This is a genomic window from Bacillus sp. JJ864 (assembly GCF_036963045.1).
Classification (GTDB): Bacteria; Bacillota; Bacilli; order Bacillales; family Bacillaceae_G; genus Bacillus_A; species Bacillus_A pseudomycoides_C.
Genome location: NZ_JBALLY010000032.1, coordinates 1 through 24,268, shown reverse-complemented (window position 1 = coordinate 24,268; position 24,268 = coordinate 1). Strand labels below are relative to the sequence as shown.

The window sequence follows — 24,268 nt, the reverse complement described above, 5'->3', positions numbered from 1 at the left end:
TTAAAAGACAGAATATTCTTTAATAAGGAGGGGTTAATTTGTTAAGTGAATTAGAACTAGTCATTGATGCGAAGGCTACTCTTGGAGAAGGGCCTTGCTGGGATAGTGAAAAGCAGTTATTGTATTGGGTTGATATATTGGAGAAGAAGGTTCATATCTATAATCCAATTACAAATGAAGATAAGGAAATCTGTCTAGGATCAGTGGTTCCGAGTGAATCTGGTGAAATGATTCTTGCTTTAGAGAATGGCTTTTATTTCTTAAATTCGGATACGGAAGAACTGCAAGCTATTTGTGACCCTGAAAGTCATTTACAAGAAAATCGTTTTAATGATGGAAAATATGATCCGGCAGGGCGTTTTTGGGCTGGTACTACAGACGCTGTTGGCATTGATGGAAAGGGCGCTCTTTACTGTTTAGATACCGATTTAACTGTAAAGAAGAAAGTAGAACATGTAAGTACTTCTAATGGTTTAGCTTGGTCACCAGACCATAAGTATATGTATTTTATAGATACGCCGACAAGAAAAGTGGTTCGTTTTGATTATGATAGTTGCACAGGTCATATTGAAAATTCACGAGATGTGGTTGTCATGCGAAAAGAAGAAGGATTTCCTGATGGAATGACAATTGATGAAGAAGGAATGTTGTGGATTGCCCATTGGGGAGGTTCTAAAGTATCAAGCTGGAATCCTATGAATGGAGAACATTTGCTAAGTATTCCTATTCCTGCTTTATATGTAACATCTTGTACATTTGGCGGAAGTGACTTAAATGAGTTATACATTACAACAGCCAAAATGCATACTACAGATGCAAGTGCTGGTGGAGTCTTTCGAATAAAAACGAATATAAAAGGATGTCCTACATATCGATTTAATGGGGAAGTTTACTAATTTAGAAGTGCAGCTTCTGATATAAATACAAGTTGAGAAACTGACATAAAAACCAGTTTCATTTTAGGGGAGACGAGAGCATCTGGCCGTACATAGAAGCGGTCAGGGCCTTTTTCTGCCACATGTGAGGTTTAAAACAAAGGGAGAAAACGAGTACAAGTTATGTTTTGACTGCATGGCTGCGGATTATATGTTAAAAAATAATTTAGACCCTATAGCTTACCTATAGGGTTCTGACCATAAAATTCGAACATGTTTATTTACGTCAAACTTGCATTGCTTTTACTAACGCGGATACTTTGTTGATCGTATTCCAGTTACGCGTTGTTGCCGTATTTCCAAGTTTTTGCATATTTTTTGCCAGCTTGGAATCCAAGATGCTTTGACGGAACAAGAAGTAAATTTCACGTCCGTGGATATGGTATTCATCGTTATTACGTTCACTGCTTACCAATAAATCAACCACCTTCTGCGGCGGTGCTTCTGTCAATACGGAAACGTGAATGCTTTCTCCTTTAGCTAGAGGGACATCTGCATATGGGCAATCTGCAATGATCCGCTCCAGTTCCTCGGCTGTTCTTAAGACAACGGTGATTGAAATGCCAAAATTGGTTCTGATTCCATCCTCGATTCGGAGGCGTAGCGATTCTGGATCCTCCTCCGATTTGAAAAGGACATTGCCAGTTTGAATATACGTTTGAACCTGGCTAAGGCCCATCGTTTCCAGGGTATGTCTCAATTCAGCCATCTTAATTTTATTGTGTCCACTTACGTTAATACCTCGTAATAATGCGATATAAATTACCATCCAGTCACCTTCAGTCATTTTTTGTTTTAGGTTGTAATTAACAAATTCGTTGATTTAGGGAAGGACTCCTTTTTTCGCAAAAAAAATAGTAGTTTTATATTCCAAAATTTTCTTATCATATGCTGTCTAGCTACACTATCTTTGGAGTAAGGGGATTCACTCAAAATTATGTTAAACTAAGAATAGAATTTGTAAGATTCGGAAATATTTTGTGATTCCTGTCTGAATAGCGATATTTAAATAAGTTATAACATTTATATACAGAAAGGAGGACTAAGATTGACCCTTAAAAAAGAAAGAAAGTTCAACTCATCGTTGCCCTCGAATGGAACTAGTGAAAAGTGGTTAGCAAGAGTCACACATTTACCTAGTTCTTATATGGTTTTTGTTTCTAGTATACTAATTTCTCGGCTCGGTGACGCTCTTTATACGTTTGCGCTTCCTTGAATTGCTTATGAGTTGACTGGTTCTGCAATAGTTATGAGTTCGCTTTTTGCTACTAGTGTATTACCTATTGTTTTATTTGGTCCTATCGTTGGCGTAATGGTAGACCGCTGTAATCGACGAAGGTTAATGTGGATAGCTGATTTAGGAAGTATGTTCTTGGTAGGACTAGTTCCAATTCTCCATTTTTTGGAGGTTCTCCAACTCTGGCATCTATACGTTATTTCTTTTATTTTAGCTGTCTTATCCATGTTATTTGATGTAGCTACTGTTACAGCAATTCCGTATATTGCAGGTCAAAAGTTAACAAAAGCGAATTCGGCATATCAAATGGTTAATCAGATTGCTAGTTTAGCAGGTCCAACATTGGCAGGAATGACAATCGTCATAATAGGAGGATTTAACGCGCTTTGGTTAAATGTCTTCTCCTTTTCCGCTACTTTAATTGTAGTATTACTCTTACCTGAATTAGGAGGAAATAAGGCCATCGTTAGAGAAGGTAATGTATTACAAGGCATAACAAGAGATATGAAAGAAGGACTGAAATGGCTGACGAATAATCGGCTAAACCTTGCTTTATCCCTACAAGCTATGGTTGGTAATTTTGGTGCCAGTGCTGTACTAGGAGTATTTATGTATTACTTGCTTTCAACATTACATTTAACTGCTGAACAAAGCGGTTATAATTATACTTTAATTGGAGTTGGAGGACTTTTAGGGAGCATGATTGCAGTCCCACTTGAAAGGTACATTCGACGCGGAATTCTTATCCCTGTTCTTCTAGGTATAGGTACTATCGGCTTAACTTATGCAATCTGGAGCAAATATTGGCTAGCACCTGGTATTGCTTTTGGCGTTGCAATGATCTGTAATATAGCTTGGAACACGATCGTAGCATCAATCCGGCAAGAAACAGTGCCTACCGATATGCAAGGAAGGGTTCTTGGCTTCTCACGAGTACTTACTCGTCTAGCTATGCCATTGGGTGCTTTAGTAGGTGGGATCATTTCTGCTTATAATCCAGTTGCAGTATTTGCATTGGCAGCAGCTGCAAAGGTTATGGAAGTTATGATTGCACTTTTTAGTCCTATCCGTAAGTTATGAGGAAAAGTTCTTCATTATATAGTTTCCTTATATAGGCTATAGAAAAGTAAGAGAAAAAATTTTTTCATAAGTACAAGTAGGAGGGAATACAATGGCATCATTTTTCATCATTTTAGGTGCGAGCATACTCGTGTTCATCAGCCTTATTCATATGTACTGGGGATGTGGCGGGTCTTGGGGAAGCAAGGTTGTTCTTCCGATGAAAAAGGACAGCGACGAATATGCTTTTGTTCCGCGGAAAATAGGAACTTTTGCAGTGGCACTTGCCATTCTATGTTTTGCTATGATTCTATTAGCGCAAAGTGGATACTTGGATTTCTGGAATCCGAGTCGTTATACAAAATGGGGATGTATGGTTTTAGTTGGGGTTTTCTTATTACGTGCAGTTGGTGATATGAAGTACGTTGGATTCTTTAAAAAAGTAAAGGGAACAAAATTTTCGGTGTATGATACGTGGTTATACAGTCCACTTTGTTTGTATATCGCTTTTATTTTTGTAGTGGCGGTTTATTGAGAGTAGTATGTGGAAGGAAAACTTTCGTTAAGGGAAGTTTTCTTTTTTGTATTTTCTCTCTTTACAATAAGAGTTTAGAAGAGTATATTAACAGACAAATGGAAAATTTTACAGCCGAATATCGCTTAATCCACTTAGGAGCGGGGGAACCAATTTTGTGCTTTGTCACTCGGGGTGAATCCTTTTTAGGTAGGGCTACTCTCAAGGTCCGAATCCGACAGCTAACCTCGTCAGCGTTTTGAGAGGGGGGACTTGTGTGTAAAAAACACTAGGTGCGGCCTAGTGTTTTCTTTTATTCTCTCTATGGTAAAAATTTACAATTAAACTTATCTCTATATTTAATGGAGAAAAATATAGAGATAACAGAGGAGAGGAAAAGAGTGAGTTGGCTTACAAGTCTAATTACAATTTGTCTGTTTGTAGTTGTCGCAAAACCGATGGGGGATTACATATACAATGTTTTTCAGCAAAAGGGACCATTTCAAAAGGTATTTGGTCCGCTAGAAAAAATTTTGTTTAAAGTAGCGGACATTAAAGGCTATAGTCAAAGCTGGAAGCGCTATTTGTTTTGTTTAATTATTACGAATCTATTTTTTATTCTTGTTGTGTATTCTATATTTCGGTTACAGGGGATGTTACCGTTAAATCCAAATCATTTTCCGGGAATGGAGCCGACGTTAGCGTTTCATACAGCCATTACGTTTATGACAAACGCGAATCTACAACATTATGGGGGCGAAAGTAATTTATCTTATTTCTCTCAAATGGCTGGGATAACGTTTATGATGTTTGCAGCACCTGCAACTTCAATGGCGATTGGGATTACGTTTATTCGTGTGCTAGCAGGTAAAAAAATTGGGAACTTCTTTGTTGATTTTGCTCAATCTATTATAAGGGTATTGTTACCAATTTCATTTGTAGCTTCGCTCATTTTTCTAGCACTAGGAACACCGCAGACGTTAGATTCTACAATTATCGCAAAAACGTTAGAAGGGACGGAACAGGTAATTCCCCGCGGGCCAGTAGCGTCTTTACTAGCTATTAAAGAACTTGGAGATAATGGCGGCGGTTTCTTTGGAACAGTTTCCGCACATCCTTTTGAAAACCCAAATATGATTAGTAATGTGCTGCAAATGATGCTGCAAATGTTAATTCCAATGGCATTTCCGTTTGTATACGGACGAATGGTTGGAAATCGGAAACAAGGAAGAATGTTTTTTGTATCGATGCTTATTTTGTTTATCGTTGGGTTTTCTACACTTGCCTTATCTGAATTGAAAGGAAATCCGCTATTAAATCAAATTGGTATAGAAAGTTCACAAGGAAATATGGAAGGGAAAGAAATGCGTCTTGGCGTTATATCTTCTGCTTTATATGCAACTGTTACAAGCGCTTCGGGGACAGGGGGCGTGAATACTACACATGATACGTTAACACCAATTGGAGGAATGGTCCCGCTCGTAAATATGCTTTTAGGAACTGTATTTGGCGGGATTGGAGTTGGATTCATGAACGTGATCATGTATGCAATGATTGCCGTATTTTTGGCTGGATTAATGGTAGGACGTACGCCAGAGTTTCTTAATAAAAAATTAGAAGGAAAAGAAATGAAATTAATCGCTATTACCATTGTGTCTCAGCCATTACTTATTCTTGGCGCTGCAGCAATTGCCTTTTCAACACATTTCGGAACAGATAGCATTTCGAATCCTGGTTTTCACGGTTTAACACAAGTTATATACGAATATACATCGTCTGCTGTGAATAATGGCTCCGGATTTGAAGGATTAAATGATAATACACCGTTTTGGAATATTTCAACAGGTCTCGTTATGTATATTGGCCGTTATTTTAGTATCATTACGATGCTTGCTGCTGCAGTTGGACTCAAAAAGAAAAAAATTGTACCTGAAACGATTGGTACGTTCCATACCGACAGTCGTTTGTTTGGCGGGATTTTACTTGGTACGATATTCATCGTAGGTGCTTTAACATTTTTACCGGTGCTTGTGCTTGGACCAATTGCCGAATTTTTAACAATATCATAAAATTATAAAGACGAGGGGCGCGTCAGCCTCTCGTTTTTATAATGAATTCTTTGTTGTTTCTAATGGCATTCATTATAGTATAGATATATGCTTTTGTTGAAGAATGTAATTGCTTTATAGATTGAAAAGTTTACTCTACATAAAGAAGGATGTGCAAATGGAATGTCATTACAATCAAAATATATAGCGGGAATTTCACTTGGAGTAATGGGAGTGGGGTTTGCCGCAACACTCCCGTTTCAAGGAACAGTAGCAGGTGGAATTATACAAGGTGGATTTGAAGCTGGTTTAGTAGGCGGGCTTGCCGATTGGTTTGCAGTTACGGCACTGTTTCGTCATCCGATGGGAATCCCAATTCCGCATACAGCGTTGCTACCAAAAAATCGGAAACGAATTACGAAAGGACTTGTTTCCACACTGGAAAATGATTGGCTGACGAAAGAAAGTATAACAAATAAAGTAAAAGAGATGCAGTTAGCACAAGTAGTATTACAAATTGCAGAAAGAGAGTTACAATCGGATAGCGTGAAAAAAGGGATTGTTACAATTGCTGAAAAAGCAATCCTTCAAATTAATACTGAAAAATTAGCTACTGTAATTGAAAAAGAATTAAAAACGTATTTGCATACGATTAACACAGAAAATATACTGCAAGTCCTTATTGATCAATTAGTTGTACAAGAATATGATGAAAAAACACTTGATTATATGTTAGTGAAAGCAAAAGAGTGGACAGCTCAAGACGAAGCACGTTATCAGCTTGGAAGTTTAGGCATGAAAGCGATGGAAAATATAAAAGTAGATGGATTTTTACAGTTTACGCTTAAATCCTTTATGAATATTGTCGATGAAGAAAAGATCGGAAACATTTTGCAGAAGTTTGTGATTAGTAATATTAGTAGTTTACAAAATCACGATAATAGCACAAGACAACTTATATTAAAGAAGATTCGGCAAGAACTTATTCATGTAAAGGAAAATGAAGCAGTATTACAGGAATTAGAGAATTGGAAGGAAAGTTTGATTGCAAATTGGGAAGCTAGTGAAAAAATAACAGAATTGTTGGAACAAGTACAGGAAAGAGCAGTTGCTTTTATTAAAAAAGAAGAGTTTACAGATAAATATCTTCTTTCATTTTTAATAACGCAAATGAATAAAGTAAAAGAAGATCCCGTAACGATTCAAAAAATGGAAGATTGGTTGCAAAAGCAAATTGTAACCTTTGTCGAAAACAATCATTCTAAAATAGGAAAGCTTGTACAAGAAAATCTTGATAAGCTAGATGATCAGACACTAATTGAAATGATTGAAAATAATGTAGGGAAAGATTTGCAGTGGATTCGTGTAAATGGTGCTGTTTGTGGCTTTATGATTGGGTTAGTTTTGGAAGGTTTAAAAGCAATTATATAATGAGTGAGAAGAAAAGTTATATGGGGGAAGGATGTGAATGTTAGTAAGGGAGTACTTGCTAACAACCATGAAAATAAAAGTGATAATCGCTGATGATAACTCATTTATTAGAGAAGGCATGAAGATTATTTTAAGTACATACGAAGAATTTGAAGTGTTAGAAACAGTAAATGACGGACAAGAGGCTCTAGAGTATTGCAAAAAATATGATGTAGATATTGCGCTTTTAGATGTGCGTATGCCGAATATGAACGGCGTGGAAGCAACGAAGTTAATTTGTGAACAAACAAAAACAAAGCCGCTCATTTTAACGACATTTGATGATGACGAATACATTTTAGATGCAGTGAAAAATGGGGCAAAAGGTTATTTATTAAAAAATAATGATCCAGAGCGTATTCGAGATGCGCTAAAAAGTGTCTATTACGGACAAACTGTGATGCAAGATGTAGTCCTTGATAAAATTAAATTAAACTTACAAGAAAATAAAGAAGAGTCGAAAATAGATACGAGTCTTTTCACAGAAAGAGAGCTTAGTATTATCGCTCTTATTGCGAAAGGCTTTTCGAATAAAGAGATTTCAAAACAGCTTTTTATATCAGAAGGAACGATTGCGAACTATATTACGTCAATTCTTAATAAAACGGGACTCGAGCATCGTACGCAAATTGCAATTTACTATTTAAAGGGAACCGTGGATTAAAAACATGGAATTTTGGATGATTATTAGTAAGCTGATCGTTTTCTTATACATCGTGTTCAGTTATGTCCATTCTAGTGTGACGAATTTACCATGGATTGTATTTGCTTTGCTTCTATATTTTTGTGTAAATGTTGCGATTTATATTTTCAAAAAAGATGCAGTGAAAAAAGGGCTCGGCATTAGCGGTATGGAAGAACGGACAGCTTCTATTAACGGGACGATTATTGTTGATGGTACAAATGGTTTTTCCGTGACAATGTTATTACCGATGCAATAAAGAATAAGTGAGATGAATGATCTCATATGAAAAGAATGAACTTATGCACTGAGCAGGTTCATTCTTTTTTCTTATAATAAGAGCAGAGAAACTGAAACAGGGGTGAAATGATGAACGCATTAGAAATAAAAAACTTAACGAAAAAATTTGGTGATTTCATCGCAGTAGATAATATGTCTTTAGCTATTAAACAAGGAGAAATATTTGGTTTTTTAGGCTCAAATGGTGCTGGTAAAAGTACAACAATTAATATGGTTGCTGGGTTATTACGAAGTAACGAAGGCGAGATTTGTATACTAGGGAAAAATATAAAAAAGCATAATCGTTTTGCAAAAATGAATATCGGTATTGTCCCGCAAGATATAGCAATTTACGAAGAGTTAACAGCCTATGAAAATGTAAAGTTTTTTGCAGGATTATATGGTTTACGAGGGGCGGAATTGAAAGCGAGAGTAGAAGAAGCTCTTCAATTTGTAGGACTTAGTGATAAACATAAAAGCTACCCAAAAAATTTCTCTGGTGGAATGAAGCGAAGACTTAACATCGCTTGTGCGATTGCGCATCAGCCGAAGTTAATTATTATGGATGAGCCGACAGTAGGGATTGATCCGCAGTCAAGAAACTACATTCTCCAGTCTGTTCGAAAGTTAAATGAAATGGGGAGCACAATCATTTATACAAGTCACTATATGGAAGAAGTGGAGGAAATCTGCACGAAAATTGCGATTGTTGATCATGGAAAGATTATTGCAGAAGGAACGAAAGAACAGTTAACAGCGATCATTACTGATACGAAAGATATTTGGATTGAAGTGAAATCGCTTGAAAATATGAATGTGAACCAACTTAAAGAAATTAGCGGGGTTAAGGCGGTTCAAATAGAAGAAAACATAATTAAAGTGAATTCCGATACAGGAGTGAACAATTTAAATAAAATCATTCAATATTTTATTAGTCACGATGTAGAAATACGATCATTAGAAGAACAGGCACCAAACCTTGAAACAGTGTTTTTGACATTGACGGGAAGAAAATTACAAGATCAATAGTAAATAGAAAAAGGAGGTTCACCGCTTGAACATCTTCAATATTGCTATCACGCAAATTAAAAGAGAGTTTCGAGATATAAGAACATTAGTTTTTATGTTAGCATTCCCAGTTGTGCTTATGCTCATTTTAGGAACAGCTTTAACAAATGCATTTAATAGTGACAATCTTTCTATTAAAAATATACAAGTATTATATAAAGATGAAGCGGATAGTAAGTTCTCGCAGTCATTTGAAGCATTTATAAAAGAAACAAGTAAATCGGGAATTCATTTTAAAAAAGTTTCTACGGATGTAGATGGAAAAGAAGAAGTGAAACAAAATAAATATGCTGGCTATGTAGAAATGAATCAAGATGGCGTGAAATTATATGAGAGTGATCGAAATAGCATTGAAGGAAGTATTGTTGAGGGGATGCTTACTACATTTATCGATAAGTACAACGTAGCAGTAGAAGTCGCGAAAGTAGATCCAGGGAAAGTGAGTACAGTTATTTCAAGCGGAAATCATGATGATTATATAAAAGAGACATCTTTACAAGCTGCTAAAAAACCAAGTTCTATGGATTATTATGCGGTTGTAATGACGACAATGATTGCCCTGTACGGAGCGATGGGGGCGAGTTTTCTGATTCGCGGAGAGCGATTGCGAAAAACAGGAGATCGTTTAATCGCCGCGCCTGTTAGTAAAGCGGAAATTTTCATTGGAAAAGTATTTGGTAGTCTTGTCACAAATGGACTTTGTCTACTGCTTGTTATTTTCTTTAGTATGTTTGTGTATCAGGCAAATTGGGGTGAACATCTTGGCGTAGTGTTTCTTATTCTACTGACAGAAGTATTACTTGCGATTAGCTTTGGGTTAGGAATGGGATATATTATGAAAACAGGTGAGGCAGCTAGAGCAGTTATTATGGTTGTTGTACAGTTAGCTTCTTTTTTTGGCGGAGCATATTTTGTAGTCGAAGAAAATATGGTTACAAATATGTCGCCATTAACATGGGCAAATACAGCGATTATGAAAATAATTTATGCAAATGATTTAGGGGCAGCATTTCTGGTAATTTCTTTAAATCTTGGAATTTCAGCATTGTTTTTATTGATTGCGATTATCGCATTACGCAGACGGGAGGGGCTATAATATGAAAGATATTTTATGGCTCATACAAAAAACATTATCTGTACTTTTGAAAAATAAAAAAGGGCTACTTATTATTATTGGATTGCCAATAGCAGGAGCATTAATTTCATTTATGATTTATGGAAATGTAGGACAGGGGACATTACGTATTGGGATTGTAAATCATGAAAATCATTATATAGCAAGTGATACGGTGAAATTTATAGAGGGATTAGACCATGTAAAAGTAAGTAAAATTCAATCATCAGAAATAGAAGAGAACCTTGCCTCGAAAAAACTTGATGCAGTAATTACGTTAGATTCAGGTTTTTCGCAAAGTGTTCGAGATGGCAAGCCGAGTCACATTGAAATCTCCTCCATTAAAGGTGCGCAAATCACAGGTTTTATCAAATCTTATTTGTATAATTATATTGATAATATAACGGCAATGAGTAAAGTAGCACAAGATGATCAAAGTAAGTTTGACAAGATGTATGCAAGCTATCAAAAAAATTCATTCAAGTTAACAGCTCATACGCTTAAGGATACTTCGAAAAATAAAGATATGACGAATCAAACAGTTGGTTATCTCATGATGTTTATGCTATTTTCAGCGATGAACTTTTCAGAACTCATTTTGAAAGAAAAAGAGAACAGAACGTATTTTAGATTATTATCAACACCAATAGATGGAAGGAAGTATATCTTATCTAATGTAGCTGTTAATATGCTAATTTCAATCGTACAAATAGTTGTAACAGTATTATTTATGACGAAAGTATTTCATATTGACCCAAATATGCCGTTAATTGTTATGATTGGAGTATTGATGTTATTTGGCTTAATCGCAATTGGTTTATCGTTAGCAATTGTATCTTTTGCGAAAAATTCAACTTCTGCAAACGCAATGCAAAACATCATTATTACACCTACATGTTTGCTTGCGGGATGCTTCTTTCCGTTTGAAATTATGCCAGCAACAGTGCAAAAAATAGCTGAATTTCTTCCACAGCGTTGGTTGTTAGATACAATCACGAAATTACAACAAGGAACGCAGTTCGCAGATTTATATTTAAACATTTTAATCTTATTCGCCTTTGCAATTTCCTTCTTCTTAATTGCTATTTATAAATTTGGTCGTAATAACGATGCTCGAAATTTTATTTAATAAGGATATAAAAGGGGTACAGTTGAATGCTGTACCCCTTTTGTGTATGGGTTCATTAAAGTATCTTTTGTAGTATTGATATGCTTTTATATAAAACCGCATTATGAAAGGCTCGTATACAAATGCTGAGATTCCAAAACTCCAATCACCTGTACCAGGAATAATACTATTACTCATCGAACCAAAAAGACCGGGAATAAAGACGATGGGTATTTTCACTTTAAGATTCTTCATATGTTCCTCCTTGTATGAAGAAATAATGGTAAAAAGAAAATGAAACGTTCTGTAAACGAGCATTAAAAGCAACTTCTGTTGAAATACTATGTAGAGACAAATTATTTTGTACGGAAGGAAAACGAAATGGTGAAAAAAATACTTCGGATTATTTCTATTATTATTGCTATATTAGTTTTTCTGCTTGTTTCGATGCATGTTGATGTAACACTAGGAAGAAAAATAGAAGCGAAAAAGAATCAAACGAAAGAATATGAACCTCACTATAGTGATTTGCAATTATATGTTGATGGGCAATCTTTGTATCAGCAGCTATTTTCTGATATAAAAGAGGCGAAACATTCAATTTTTAGTTATTTCTTCATCCTTTCAGATGATAAAAGCAGCCATACTTTTGTGCAGCTGTTGAAAGAAAAAGCGAAAGAAGGTGTACAAGTATATCTTTCAGTCGATCGGATTAATGATTTGTCTTTCAAAAGAAAAATGAAAAATGAATTACAAGCAAGTGGTGTTCATTTTACATATAGTAGAAAACCTGAATTGCCATTCTCATTTTATTCGCTACACCATCGGAATCACCGCCGAATTACAACAATTGATGGAAAAATAGGATACAGTGGTGGTTTTAACATAGGAGATGAATATTTAGGAAAAGACAAGAAATTTGGATATTGGCGAGATTATCATATACGAATAACAGGAGAAGGGGTGCAAGATTTAGAAGAACAGTTTGCATTAGACTGGAGACGAGATACTTCTGAAGCAATAATAAGTACTTCTAAGCAGAGTGTCCCAGGGAAAACGTTATATACACTATCTAGTTATAATGGTCATGATATGATCCAAAAGTATATCGAATTAATAAAGCAGGCAAAACAATCTATTGTGATTGCCACTCCATATTTTATACCAAAAGATGAAAAACTTATGAATGCTTTAATTCAAGCAAGGAAACGCGGTATTTCCATTAAAATACTGTGGTCTTACAAACCGGATGTTCCTTTTATAAAAGAGGCTGCATATCCTTATATTCGCCAAGCGGTCGAGAATGGTATTTCTGTATATGGATATAAGAAAGGGATGTTTCATGGAAAAGCTATGGTGTTTGACAATGAAACAATTGTGATCGGAACCGCAAATTTTACTCCACGCAGCTTTTATATTAATGATGAGATGAATTTCTATATAAAGGGTGGTCCTCTTCTGCAACAAGTAAATCAAGCATTAGCGCAAGATATTCAAGATTCAAAAGAAATGACGATATCATTTTTAAACAATTTATCCTTTTGGGTGAAGTGCAAAGAAAAGATCGTAGGCATGTTTAATTATTATTTATAGAAAGATGAAAGAGAGAAAATGCGGCGTGGTGCTGCATTTTTTCTTATTTATAATACCATTAAAGAAACGAATACATATTTTTACAACATACGCATTGAATGATAAACTAAAATGGCAGGAAGAATTATTTTCCATTAACATAAGGGAGTATGTGGTTAGATTCCATAAGGGGGAATTGAAGTGAAACGTCAAACAGTTATTCGTGAAATCGCGGAGCATATATGTGCGCTTAAATTAAATCATCCTGCAAGAGTGGGTGTTAGTGGGATTACAGCTCCAGGGAAAACAACATTTGCAAATGAATTGGCGAAAGAAATTCAAAGTCAAGGAAGAAAAGTAATTCGAACGAGTATCGATTATTTCCACAATCCAAGAGCAATTCGATATTCACAAGGGAAGGAATCAGCGAAGGGATATTATGAAGATGCTCATGATTATAAAGCTATTTCAGAACGATTATTAATCCCATTAGGACCTGATGGTACGATGCGTTATGAAATACAATCACACGATTTAGAGACCGATATGTATATTCATTCTGAACCTGTATTAGCTTCAGAAGATACAATATTTATAGTAGATGGAACCTTTTTATTTAAGGAGGAACTAAAACATTTATTTGACTATAAAGTATTTGTAGAAACAGATTTTCAGATTACTAGAGAACGTGGTTCCAAAAGAGAAGCTCAAGCTTTTGGAAGTAAAGAGAAAGCTGAGGATATGTTTATTCAGCGATATCATGCAGCTTGTTGTATGTACATAGAAGAGCATGCGCCAAAGGGGTGTGCGAATGTAGTTGTAATGAATAATAATCTAGAAGAGCCAGTCGTTGTATTTAATGAATTTTCTTTTTAGATTATACGAAATAATCTGATGTTTTATCAATTTATATTTCGATTGTATAATAAAGAAGAGCATTAATGAACATTTTAAGAAAAAAATCCGAAAGTTTTGTGACAAACTTGTAGGTTTTTGTCTGATTTTGTAGGTTCACCTTTATCATGTGATTAAGCTTTTATACATACAAATTGAAAGCGTTCGCATGAAGGGGATGAAAATACATGAAAAAATTCGGATTAGCTACACAAATTTTTGTAGCGCTCATTTTAGGGATTGTAGTAGGGGCAATCTTTTCTGGGAATAAAACAGCTATTTCCTATATTTCACCGCTTGGAGACATTTTTATTCATTTAATTAAAATGATCGTCGTTCCAATTGTTATATCTGCACTTATTGTAGCGGTAGCTGGTGTGGGCGACATGAAGAAGCTCGGTAAATTAGGCGGAAAAACTATACTCTATTTTGAAATTATCACGACGATTGCCATTTTAATGGGCTTAGTAGCAGCAAATGTGTTCCATCCAGGAACGGGTGTTGATATGAGCCATTTACAGCAAGGTGATATTTCAGCATATAAAGCAACAGCTGATGCAACGCAGAAAAAAGGTTTTGCAGAAACAATTGTTCATATTGTACCAAAAAACGTGTTTGAATCTATTACACAAGGGGACTTATTGCCAATTATTTTCTTCTCAGTGTTATTCGGTTTAGGAGTTGCTGCAATCGGAGAAAAAGGAAAGCCAGTCTTTAATTTCTTTGAAGGTGTATTAGAAGCAATGTTTTGGGTGACAAATCAAGTCATGAAATTTGCTCCGGTTGGTGTATTTGCACTAATTGCTGTTACGGTTGCAAAATTTGGAGTGGGTACACTGCTTCCGTTAGGGAAATTAGTGGTTGCAGTTTATGTAACGGTTGTATTATTTGTTATTGTGGTATTAGGTATAAATGCAAAAATGGTGGGAGTAAACATTTTCACTTTAATGAAAGTTTTAAAAGAAGAATTGATTCTTTCTTTTACAACAGCAAGTTCAGAAGCTGTTTTACCAAATATTATGAGAAAAATGGAAGAGTTCGGTTGTCCGAAGGCCGTAGCTTCTTTCGTAATACCTACTGGTTACACATTTAACTTAACTGGATCAGCTATTTATCAAGCGTTAGCATCGCTATTTGTGGCGCAAATGTACGGTATACACATGTCATTAACAGAGCAAGTTACATTGTTATTTGTTTTAATGTTAACGTCTAAAGGAATGGCTGGTGTTCCTGGTGCTTCCTTTGTTGTTGTATTGGCAACATTAGGTTCGATGGGACTTCCATTAGAAGGAATTGCTTTAATTGCTGGTATTGACCGCATTCTAGATATGATTCGCTCGTCTGTCAATGTATTAGGGAACGCATTAGCAGCGATTGTCATGTCGAAATGGGAAGGCGAATTTGATCAAGAAAAAGCAAAACAGTATGTAGAAACTGTAAATCAAACAAAAGCAGCATAAATAAAAGGTTTAATCAGTGAGAGATTATGTATCTCTCACTGATTATTCGTGAAACGAATTAATGTATTACAAATAGTATATCTCCCGCTTCATTTTTTATTTCTTGTAAAATTTGAGGTGGGAGAATGGGTACATGTGAATACGGGGCAAAATAAGGTGAGGAGTGAACACATATGGCAACAGTAACTGAAGCTACAAAAGATGTGCGAATTGAAAGAGATTTTTTAGGCGAGAAAGAAGTACCAATGCATGCGTATTATGGTGTTCAAACGATGCGTGCGGTCGAAAACTTTCCGATTACAGGTTATAAAATCCATGAAGGATTAATTAAAGCATTTGCGATTGTAAAAAAAGCGGCGGCGCTTGCGAATACAGATGTTGGACGATTAGAACTAAAAAAAGGTACAGCAATTGCAGAGGCAGCAGAAGAGATTCTTGAGGGGAAATGGCACGAGCATTTTATCGTTGATCCGATTCAAGGCGGAGCTGGAACTTCAATGAATATGAATGCAAATGAAGTGATGGCCAATCGTGCTCTTGAATTATTAGGAATGGAAAAAGGCGACTATCAATATATTAGTCCAAATAGCCATGTGAATATGGCACAATCAACAAATGATGCATTCCCAACTGCAATTCATATTGCAACATTAAACTTGTTAGAAGATTTATTACAAACAATGGGATATATGCGTGATATCTTTGAATTAAAAGCAGAACAATTTGATCATGTCATTAAAATGGGACGTACGCATTTACAAGATGCAGTACCAATTCGTCTTGGACAAGAGTTTAAAGCATATGCTCGCGTGCTTGGACGCGATATGAAACGCATTGAGAAATCTCGTCAACACTTATATGAAGTAAACATGGGAGCGACAGCTGTTGGTACAGGATTAAATGCAGATCCGCAGTACATTGAGGCAGTAGTAAAACATTTGGCGGCTATTAGCAAATTGCCTCTTGTTGGAGCAGAAGATTTAGTAGATGCAACGCAAAATACAGATGCATATACAGAAGTTTCAGCTGCATTGAAAGTATGTATGATGAATATGTCAAAAATTGCAAATGACTTACGCTTAATGGCATCTGGTCCACGCGTTGGGTTAGGTGAAATTATGCTTCCAGCTCGTCAACCTGGTTCTTCTATTATGCCAGGGAAAGTAAACCCTGTTATGCCGGAAGTGATTAACCAAATTGCGTTCCAAGTAATTGGAAACGACCATACAATTTGTCTTGCTTCAGAAGCAGGCCAATTAGAGCTGAATGTAATGGAACCAGTACTTGTATTTAATTTACTTCAATCAATCAGTATTATGAATAACGGCTTCCGTGCCTTTACAGATAATTGCTTAAAAGGAATTGAAGCAAATGAAGAGCACTTGAAAGAGTATGTTGAGCAAAGCGTTGGGATTATTACAGCTGTGAATCCACATATCGGATACGAAGCAGCAGCTCGCGTTGCAAAAGAAGCAATTGCAACTGGTCAATCTGTCAGAGAGCTTTGTTTGAAAAATGGTGTATTATCACAAGAAGAATTAGACTTGATATTAGATCCGTTTGAAATGACGCATCCTGGAATTGCTGGAGCATCACTTTTAAAGAAAAATTAAAAAAAGGGGACTTTCCCCTTTTTTTGTTTACAATATAGAAATGTTATATATCTATAAAGGTAGGGATTTTATGAGTAAATTTACAGTTTCCTCGGACGGAACTTTAGAAACGACATTACGAGGAAGAGAAGTATTAGCAACACCACTTTTAAATAAGGGCGTCGCTTTCACAACAGAAGAAAGAGAAGAACTAGGGCTGAAAGGATTATTACCACCAGCTGTATTGACATTGGATGAACAAGCACGTCGTGCATATGAACAATTTTGTTCACAACCAGATGACTTATTAAAAAACGTATACTTAACAGCACTGCATGATCGTAATGAAGTATTATTTTATCGTATACTTACAGATCATTTGCGAGAAATGCTTCCGATTGTATACACGCCAACTGTTGGTGTGGCGATTCAAAGATATAGTCATGAGTATCGTAAACCACGTGGTGTGTATTTATCAGTTAATGATCCAAATGGTATTGAGGAAGCATTTTCTAACATTGGTGCAACTGCCGAAAATATTGATTTAGTTGTTGTAACAGATGGTGAAGGTATTTTAGGAATTGGAGACTGGGGCGTAGGTGGTATTAATATTGCTATCGGAAAACTAGCTGTTTACACAGCGGCAGTTGGTATTGATCCAAGTCGTGTATTACCTGTTATTTTAGATGTTGGTACAAACAATGAAGATTTATTAAATAATCCGTTTTATATCGGAAATCGTCATCCACGTGTAACGGGAGAAGCGTATGATACATTTATTGATTTGTTTGTAAAAGCTGTATGTAACAAGTTTCCGAATGCATTGCTGCACTGGGAAGATTTTAGTACACGCAATGCACGCAAAATTTTAGATAAATATCGTGATAACGTATGTACATTTAACGATGATATTCAAGGAACGGGCGCTGTTTCACTTGCAGCTGTGTTATCAGCTGTGAAAGCTTCTGGTGTTCCGTTATGTGAACATCGCGTTGTTGTTTTTGGTGCGGGTACTGCAGGAATTGGAATTGCAGATCAAGTACGTGATGCGATGGTGCGCTTAGGTTTATCACAGGATGAAGCAAACCGCCGTTTCTGGTGTATTGACCGTAATGGTTTACTTACTGACAATATGGATGATCTTCTTGATTTCCAACGTCCTTATGCACGTGAGAGGTCTGAAGTCAAACGATGGAAGCAAACAGAAACGATTGGACTTGCTGAGGTTGTAAAACATGTACAACCAACTATTTTAATTGGGACATCAACAGTTGCTGGTGCATTTACAGAAGAAATTGTAAAAGAGATGGCAGCACATGCGGAACGACCAATTATTTTACCAATGTCTAATCCAACACCTCTTGCAGAAGCGAAGCCAGTCGACTTAATTTCTTGGACAGAAGGGCGAGCGCTTGTTGCAACTGGTAGTCCATTCGAACCAGTTACATATAATGGAGTTACTTATGTAATTGGACAATCTAACAATGCACTTATCTTCCCAGGCCTGGGTCTTGGTACAAATGTTGTTCGTGCTCGTGTAATGACAGATGGTATGTTTGCAGCATCTGCAGAAGCGGTAGCAAGTATGGTAGATACAAGTCAACTAGGTGCACCAATTCTGCCAGAAGTAGAAGAACTGCGTAATATTTCAGAGATTGTTGCTGTTGAAGTAGCAAAAGCAGCCGTTGCTGAAGGTGTTGCTCGTGAGGTATTAAGTGATAACGATATCAAGAAGGCTGTTAAGGACGCAATGTGGCAACCTGTTTATCGTCCAATCAAAGCAGTTGAAAAAGTAACAGTATAGGTATAGAGCCCGTTTATATAATAAGCGGGCTTTCCTTATTATGTTTTAATATTAAATAATGGGAAGTGACGTGTTTGAACTGGCATCAATTGTGGAAGAAAGATATTTCACTTTTAATTATGTTAATTTTGATTGTTCCGATAGCTGGAGAACTGAACTTTCATCCATTTAATGATACATTTCGTGTTAGCTTTGGAACCCCCATTTTCTTCTTTTTACTATTATTGTTAAGAAAAATTCCAGCTGCTATAGCCGGAGTACTTGTCGGGGTATCTGTCGTAACATTTCGAATTGGCCTTGATTGGATGTTACAAAGTTCTTTTCATTTCTCAGACTCCTTTTGTATGCGTTATCCAGTTTTCTTTTATTATTTCGTATATGGAAGTCTTTTTTCAGTGTGCAGAGTAAACCGATTTCATCAAAAGCCATTTATAATCGGGTGTTTTGGCATTACGATTGAAATTATTTCAAGCATGGCAGAACTTACTTTTTATCATATTTTTGTGCTAAGCACGATGATTACAGTTTCAGAAGTCAATAAAATTATTATTATTGCTATTTTTCGCAGTTTTTTTGCGCTTGGTTTTTTAAATATGATGAGTTTATATGAGACAAAATTAAAAGAAGCGCAGGTCCGGAAAGAAAATGAAAAAATGTTTATGCATCTTTCTAATTTGTATGTAGAATCTGTTCATTTGAAGAAAACGCTGCAAGATGCAGAAAGGATTACACAAGAAGCGTACCAATTATATCGGAATTTACAACGGACAGGAAGCGTTGAAAATGATATAGAGGTGTATAGTAAGAATGTGCTGAAAATTGCAGGAGAAGTACACGAAATAAAAAAAGATAATCAAAGAATTTTTGCCGGGTTATCTAAACTTCTTTTAGATAAAAATCTTTCAGAATATGTAAATGGAAATGAACTAGCAGAAATGATTATAAGAATTAACGAGAAATATGCGCAGTTATTACAGAAAGAAATTGTATTTTCTAAACAAGTAGAAGGGGAACATACGCAGTACCATGTATATACCGTACTGTCGATTTTAAATAATTTAGTTGCGAATGCTGTAGAAGCGATTGAACGTGTTGGTACAATTGCAATTTATGTTAAGAAGCAAGGGGCGGTTGTTACGTTTGAAGTAATAGACGATGGACCGGGCATTTCAGGGAAATATAAGGAGTTAGTATTTAAGCCTGGTTTTACTTCAAAATATGATCAATCAGGAACGCCGTCAACAGGAATCGGCCTATCTTATATAAAAGAGATGGTGACGGGACTTGAGGGAGAGGTTATACTACAAGACAGAGACGCTGAAAGAGGCTGCAAGTTTATTGTACGGCTGCCGGAATCTAGCCTTATTAAGGAAGGATGAGTCTATGTTTTATTACATCGTAGATGATGATGAAGTATTTCGTTCTATGTTAGCGCAAATTATTGAAGATGAAGACCTTGGAGAATTAATTGGAGAAGAAGAAGATGGGGCTTTCGTAGAAGGAAATCAGTTAAATTTTAAAAAAGTAGATATATTATTTATTGACTTATTAATGCCAATTCGTGATGGGATTGAAACGGTTCGGCACATTCTCCCGTCATTTTCGGGGAAAGTGGTTATGATTTCTCAAGTAGAATCAAAACAATTAATAGGTGAAGCTTACTCTCTTGGTGTTGAATATTATATTACAAAACCTCTTAATAAAATTGAAGTTGTATCCGTTGTACGAAAAGTGATAGAGCGTATTCGTTTGGAACGATCTATTCAAGATATTCAAAAGTCATTAAACAATGTATTTCAATGGGAGCAACCAAAGGGGCGAATAGAATCAGGACTAGAAGAGAAAAAATTTGCTGATTCTGGCCGTTTTTTATTAGCAGAACTAGGGATTGCTGGGGAGAACGGAAGTAAGGATTTACTAAGTATGCTGGAATACTTATATCAATATGAAAAGAAGGCAACCTTTGAACATGGATTTCCAGTATTAAAAGATATTTTTCAACATATTACGGTCAAAAAGTTAGGTGAAATGGCTTCGGAAGGTGAGATTGATAAAGAGAGAAAAGCATCAGAGCAAAGGGTGCGCCGAGCAATTTATCAATCGCTCAATCACTTAGCTTCTCTTGGTTTAACGGATTTTTCGAATCCGAAATTTGAAAGCTATGCTCCGAAATTTTTTGATTTTACAATTGTGCGTAAACGAATGACAGAATTAACAAACGAATCATTAGCAACAACTGGTCATACACGAATTAATACGAAGAAATTTATTCAAGTGTTGTATTTTGAAGCAAAGCGTTTGACTGAAGACGATTAAGTGGAGAAAGAACGGTAAAAGAAAAAGATGTTTGCTTGTTTGTGGCAAACATCTTTTTGTATATCACTTTTACTGTTTGATAAACGCCCATTTTTTCATAATATAGATTATCGTATTAATGAATTTTAAAAGTTGTCTTTTTACAATGAGTAACCACTTGTTTTGTTGTTTTAAATCTTTGCTTTTCTCCGCAAAATAAACCCACACAACATCTATCTTACACTTACACGAAAGATATCAAACGGAAATAGCAGTCCCTATCTTTCGGATTTGTCACCTGTATTACTGTTTGTCTTTGCGCCACCTGCTTTTTTAACACCTTTGCTTGTATAAGGTTTGGCACTCTTTTTTTTGTTGGCACTGGCTTTCCATCGGTTCCAGCCCTTACTGCCTGTTCCTCTACCTGTTCCGCCTTTACCTTTAGCTTTACTCATATAATATAATCACTCCGTTATTATTGTATAGCAAATCTGTTTCCACAGTAGTCAATAAATCTTTAAAATAAAATTTGGGTTTATGACTTTTTCCTTTCCGACAGTTGCTCATAAAAATGAACAGCAGGATATAATAGTATATCATAACATGGACAGTAATGCGCAAAATTCTCAGGTTTATCCCGTTAATAGAAATCTTTTAATTTTTGCTGATAGTAATGTGTTATGTAAAAGGTGTTAAATCTTGAATACATTGTAACTACTCAGTCACTCTGTAAAAAAAGGTAGAAAAGCATTTTTTTAAAATGGCCTGGGAGGGACTGGCCATGCATAGAAGCGGTCAGTGCCTATTTCTGCCACGTGCAAAGTATGGTAACAAAGAAAGGCAGCGAGGTGCATTGTCATTTGTATCGTCATGGCAGCAATCTATGTGCTGAAAGGTAATAAGTGGTGTATGGCTGAGTAGTTACTTTTTTTTACTGTTTAATATACGCCCATTTGTAACTATAGACTCCAGCAAAAGATTATTTTAGAGTAAAGGGATAGGAAAGAGATTAAAATTCTATTATTTCATGGAGGAGTAATATGGGGGGAAAAACAACAGTAATATCTATTTCAGCTGTATCTGGCGGCGGTAAGACAACCGTTACGAAGGAGTTAGCTAATAGACTGAATAATGCCAAGACTTTTCATTTTGATGATTATAATTTAGAGGGGCCAAGTGACATTTGTGCATGGATGGAAAAAGGTGCAGATTATAATGAGTGGAATGTTAGTCCCATAATGACAGATATTCTATCAGTATTAAATGATTCAGTTGTAGATTACATTATTTTGGACTATCCATTTTCGTACCTTAATAATGAGATGAAAGATGTGATAGACATTTCATTTTATATTGATACGCCATTAGATATAGCAATGGCGAGAAGATTTATTCGTAATCCTTTACATACTATTGATGAGGTTCTTTTCGAATGTGAGGTATACTTGCAAGCTGGGAGAGAGGCATACTTAGAGATGGAGAAAAGTGTGAAACCTAATGCTGACTACGTAATTGATGGGGAGATGACGGTTGAAAATATCGTAGAAGCAATCGTAAATAAGTTGTAAAATCTAGTGTATTCATAAAGGATTCTTTATTGCAGTAAATTTTTTTCTATCTATGTCACGATTTATAAACTCAATTTGTCTTATATATGAACAGCAAAATAGCAGTCTGAAAAACTAGACGAATAAGTTGAAACGTATATGGGAGGAATAGAAATGAAAGTTTTTCTTGCTGGGGCAACTGGTGTAATCGGACGTTTTTTAATTCCTTTGTTAGTACAAGAGGGTCATGAAGTATTCGGAATGATTCGTGATGAATCACAGTTAAGCACAATTACAAAACTGGGTGCAAAGCCAGTGGTGGCCGATGCGTTTGATCGAAATGCTGTATTCTCTGCATTAGAAAAGAGTCAGCCGGATGTAGTGATTCATCAGCTTACAGCGTTAAGCGGAGGGAATTCGGTAGATAATGCAAAAATGCGAATTGAGGGAACAGAAAATCTTGTAGATGCTGCAAAATCAGCGGGAGTTCGCCGAATGATTGCACAAAGTATTTCGTGGGCATATGAGCCTGGAGAGGAGCCTGCTACAGAAGAGGACATGTTTGACGTTACTGCTCCGTTTCCGCGAAAAACGACGATAGAAGGTATTATAGCGTTAGAAGAAAAGGTGTCTCAAATGCCGGAATTTGTGATTCTTCGTTACGGAACACTTTATGGACCAGGAACTTGGTATGCAAAAGATGGAATGATTGCAAATCAAGTAAGGCGACAAGAAACAGCAGCAACGGATGGTATAGTTTCTTTTCTACATGTAGAAGATGCAGCTAGAGCAGCACTAATGGCACTAGATTGGTCAACTGGTCTGATCAACATTGTCGATAATCATCCTGCACCAGGAAGTGATTGGTTGCCTGTTTATGCTTCTGCAATCGGTGCACCTCAGCCTTCTATTCAAGCTGGTAGTAATCGTGGTGAGCGCGGCGCTTCCAATACAAAAGCCCGGAAAGAATATGGGTGGGAGCCCATTCATTCTTCTTGGTCTAAAGGGTTTCAAAATCATTTGTAGAATCAATTATAAATACAAATTGTTAGGTGGGCGAGAGCGTCTAGTTATGCATAGCAGTGACTTCTATCTAGAAAATCAAAATAAATTTATTTAGTTCGTAATTTTTTATAAAGATTATTTTTAAAAAGTGTTTTTTGAGAAATTTACATAGGTATACCCTAGAAAATTTTTTCTAGGGTATTTGTGATTGTATATCATGTTAAAATTTGGGTGAGCTAACTTCGAGGAGGTTCCGACAGTTTCAAAAAAATTTATAAAAAGTTATAAAAGATAATAAAAACTATCACATACACCCCCCTCTTTTTGTTATACTCTATAACAAAAAGGGAGTTGTTTTTTATGGGAAGAATGATAAAAATTAAAGAAGCGGCGGAATTGTTAGGTGTAGACAAACAAACGGTACGTTCTTGGTCTAACAAAGGATCATTAGAAACAATCATCACTCCCAGTGGACATCGATTATATGATATAGATGCAATTGACGCCTTTTTAGGCATTCAAACAAATAAAGAAAAATTAGTAAACAAACAAGTTTTTATCTATGCTCGTGTTTCCACAAAAAAA

20 protein-coding genes, 4 pseudogenes and 1 riboswitch are annotated in these 24,268 nt (G+C 35.9%); of the genes and pseudogenes, 21 read left to right on the top strand and 3 right to left on the bottom strand.

Annotated elements, in window-relative coordinates:
- Positions 1-38: 38 nt before the first annotated feature.
- Complete coding sequence (locus tag V7024_RS06380) at positions 39-896, top strand: SMP-30/gluconolactonase/LRE family protein (RefSeq protein WP_335517183.1); 858 nt, start codon at positions 39-41, stop codon at positions 894-896.
- 265 nt (positions 897-1,161) lie between these two features.
- Here the strand turns inward: V7024_RS06380 and V7024_RS06375 are convergent, their stop codons facing one another.
- Positions 1,162-1,704 (bottom strand): DUF1697 domain-containing protein, encoded by a 543-nt coding sequence (locus V7024_RS06375; RefSeq protein ID WP_335517181.1) that lies wholly within the window; start codon positions 1,702-1,704, stop codon positions 1,162-1,164.
- Positions 1,705-2,082: 378 nt separating this feature from the next.
- Between V7024_RS06375 and V7024_RS06370 the strand changes: the two are divergent.
- The 10 genes and pseudogenes from V7024_RS06370 (at position 2,083) to V7024_RS06325 (ending at position 11,535) form a co-directional block, all read left to right on the top strand.
- Positions 2,083-3,252 (top strand): annotated as a pseudogene (locus tag V7024_RS06370) (MFS transporter).
- Between the two features lie 91 nt (positions 3,253-3,343).
- Positions 3,344-3,766: a DUF3995 domain-containing protein gene (locus V7024_RS06365; RefSeq protein WP_335517178.1), complete on the top strand. Its 423-nt coding sequence runs from the start codon at positions 3,344-3,346 to the stop codon at positions 3,764-3,766.
- Between the two features lie 112 nt (positions 3,767-3,878).
- A riboswitch (cyclic di-AMP (ydaO/yuaA leader) is annotated at positions 3,879-4,018 on the top strand.
- Positions 4,019-4,107: 89 nt separating this feature from the next.
- Positions 4,108-5,814, top strand: a complete 1,707-nt coding sequence (gene kdpA, locus V7024_RS06360; protein WP_438824440.1) for a potassium-transporting ATPase subunit KdpA — start codon at positions 4,108-4,110, stop codon at positions 5,812-5,814.
- A 162-nt stretch (positions 5,815-5,976) separates the two neighbouring features.
- On the top strand, positions 5,977-7,224 hold the full coding sequence (locus tag V7024_RS06355) for a DUF445 domain-containing protein (RefSeq protein WP_335517172.1): 1,248 nt from the start codon (positions 5,977-5,979) through the stop codon (positions 7,222-7,224).
- 67 nt (positions 7,225-7,291) lie between these two features.
- The gene (locus tag V7024_RS06350) at positions 7,292-7,927 is read left to right on the top strand and encodes a response regulator transcription factor (protein WP_335517169.1); all 636 of its coding nucleotides are present in this window, start codon (positions 7,292-7,294) and stop codon (positions 7,925-7,927) included.
- A 4-nt stretch (positions 7,928-7,931) separates the two neighbouring features.
- A pseudogene (locus V7024_RS06345) lies at positions 7,932-8,093 on the top strand (sensor histidine kinase); the annotation flags it as partial.
- Positions 8,088-8,204 (top strand): annotated as a pseudogene (locus V7024_RS06340) (sensor histidine kinase); the annotation flags it as partial. The pseudogenes V7024_RS06345 and V7024_RS06340, both read left to right, overlap by 6 nt.
- Positions 8,205-8,314: 110 nt before the next feature.
- Complete coding sequence (locus tag V7024_RS06335) at positions 8,315-9,253, top strand: ABC transporter ATP-binding protein (RefSeq protein WP_335517166.1); 939 nt, start codon at positions 8,315-8,317, stop codon at positions 9,251-9,253.
- A gap of 25 nt (positions 9,254-9,278) precedes the next feature.
- Positions 9,279-10,388, top strand: a complete 1,110-nt coding sequence (locus V7024_RS06330; RefSeq protein ID WP_335517163.1) for an ABC transporter permease — start codon at positions 9,279-9,281, stop codon at positions 10,386-10,388.
- Position 10,389: 1 nt separating this feature from the next.
- Positions 10,390-11,535 carry an ABC transporter permease gene (locus V7024_RS06325; protein ID WP_335517160.1) on the top strand — a complete coding sequence of 382 codons (1,146 nt, stop codon included), beginning with the start codon at positions 10,390-10,392 and terminating at the stop codon, positions 11,533-11,535.
- A gap of 57 nt (positions 11,536-11,592) precedes the next feature.
- Here the strand turns inward: V7024_RS06325 and V7024_RS06320 are convergent.
- Positions 11,593-11,769, bottom strand: a pseudogene (locus tag V7024_RS06320) (acetyltransferase); the annotation flags it as partial.
- 126 nt (positions 11,770-11,895) lie between these two features.
- Here V7024_RS06320 and V7024_RS06315 point away from each other — a divergent pair.
- The 7 genes from V7024_RS06315 (at position 11,896) to V7024_RS06285 (ending at position 21,152) form a co-directional block, all read left to right on the top strand.
- Positions 11,896-13,107: a phospholipase D-like domain-containing protein gene (locus V7024_RS06315; protein WP_335517157.1), complete on the top strand. Its 1,212-nt coding sequence runs from the start codon at positions 11,896-11,898 to the stop codon at positions 13,105-13,107.
- Between the two features lie 180 nt (positions 13,108-13,287).
- On the top strand, positions 13,288-13,962 hold the full coding sequence (locus V7024_RS06310; protein ID WP_335517154.1) for a hypothetical protein: 675 nt from the start codon (positions 13,288-13,290) through the stop codon (positions 13,960-13,962).
- 206 nt (positions 13,963-14,168) lie between these two features.
- Positions 14,169-15,440: a cation:dicarboxylate symporter family transporter gene (locus V7024_RS06305; protein ID WP_335517152.1), complete on the top strand. Its 1,272-nt coding sequence runs from the start codon at positions 14,169-14,171 to the stop codon at positions 15,438-15,440.
- 173 nt (positions 15,441-15,613) lie between these two features.
- Positions 15,614-17,053 (top strand): aspartate ammonia-lyase, encoded by a 1,440-nt coding sequence (gene aspA, locus V7024_RS06300; RefSeq protein WP_335517149.1) that lies wholly within the window; start codon positions 15,614-15,616, stop codon positions 17,051-17,053.
- Between the two features lie 49 nt (positions 17,054-17,102).
- Complete coding sequence (gene malS / locus V7024_RS06295; protein WP_335517327.1) at positions 17,103-18,836, top strand: oxaloacetate-decarboxylating malate dehydrogenase; 1,734 nt, start codon at positions 17,103-17,105, stop codon at positions 18,834-18,836.
- Between the two features lie 74 nt (positions 18,837-18,910).
- The gene (locus V7024_RS06290; RefSeq protein WP_335517146.1) at positions 18,911-20,215 is read left to right on the top strand and encodes an ATP-binding protein; all 1,305 of its coding nucleotides are present in this window, start codon (positions 18,911-18,913) and stop codon (positions 20,213-20,215) included.
- Between the two features lie 4 nt (positions 20,216-20,219).
- Positions 20,220-21,152, top strand: coding sequence for a response regulator (locus V7024_RS06285; RefSeq protein ID WP_335517143.1), 933 nt, complete (start codon positions 20,220-20,222; stop codon positions 21,150-21,152).
- Positions 21,153-21,409: 257 nt separating this feature from the next.
- On the opposite strand, the gene V7024_RS06280 is transcribed toward V7024_RS06285, so the two are convergent.
- On the bottom strand, positions 21,410-21,586 hold the full coding sequence (locus V7024_RS06280) for a DUF3934 family protein (RefSeq protein ID WP_020060606.1): 177 nt from the start codon (positions 21,584-21,586) through the stop codon (positions 21,410-21,412).
- A 585-nt stretch (positions 21,587-22,171) separates the two neighbouring features.
- On the opposite strand from V7024_RS06280, the gene V7024_RS06275 reads away from it, so the two are divergent.
- The 3 genes from V7024_RS06275 to V7024_RS06265 form a co-directional block, all read left to right on the top strand.
- Entirely contained in the window at positions 22,172-22,699 is a 528-nt protein-coding gene (locus V7024_RS06275; RefSeq protein WP_335517140.1) for a uridine kinase, read from the top strand.
- Positions 22,700-22,852: 153 nt separating this feature from the next.
- On the top strand, positions 22,853-23,704 hold the full coding sequence (locus tag V7024_RS06270; RefSeq protein WP_335517137.1) for an NAD-dependent epimerase/dehydratase family protein: 852 nt from the start codon (positions 22,853-22,855) through the stop codon (positions 23,702-23,704).
- Between the two features lie 339 nt (positions 23,705-24,043).
- Positions 24,044-24,268: MerR family DNA-binding transcriptional regulator (locus V7024_RS06265; RefSeq protein WP_335517134.1), on the top strand; the 225-nt coding region annotated here is incomplete at its 3' end.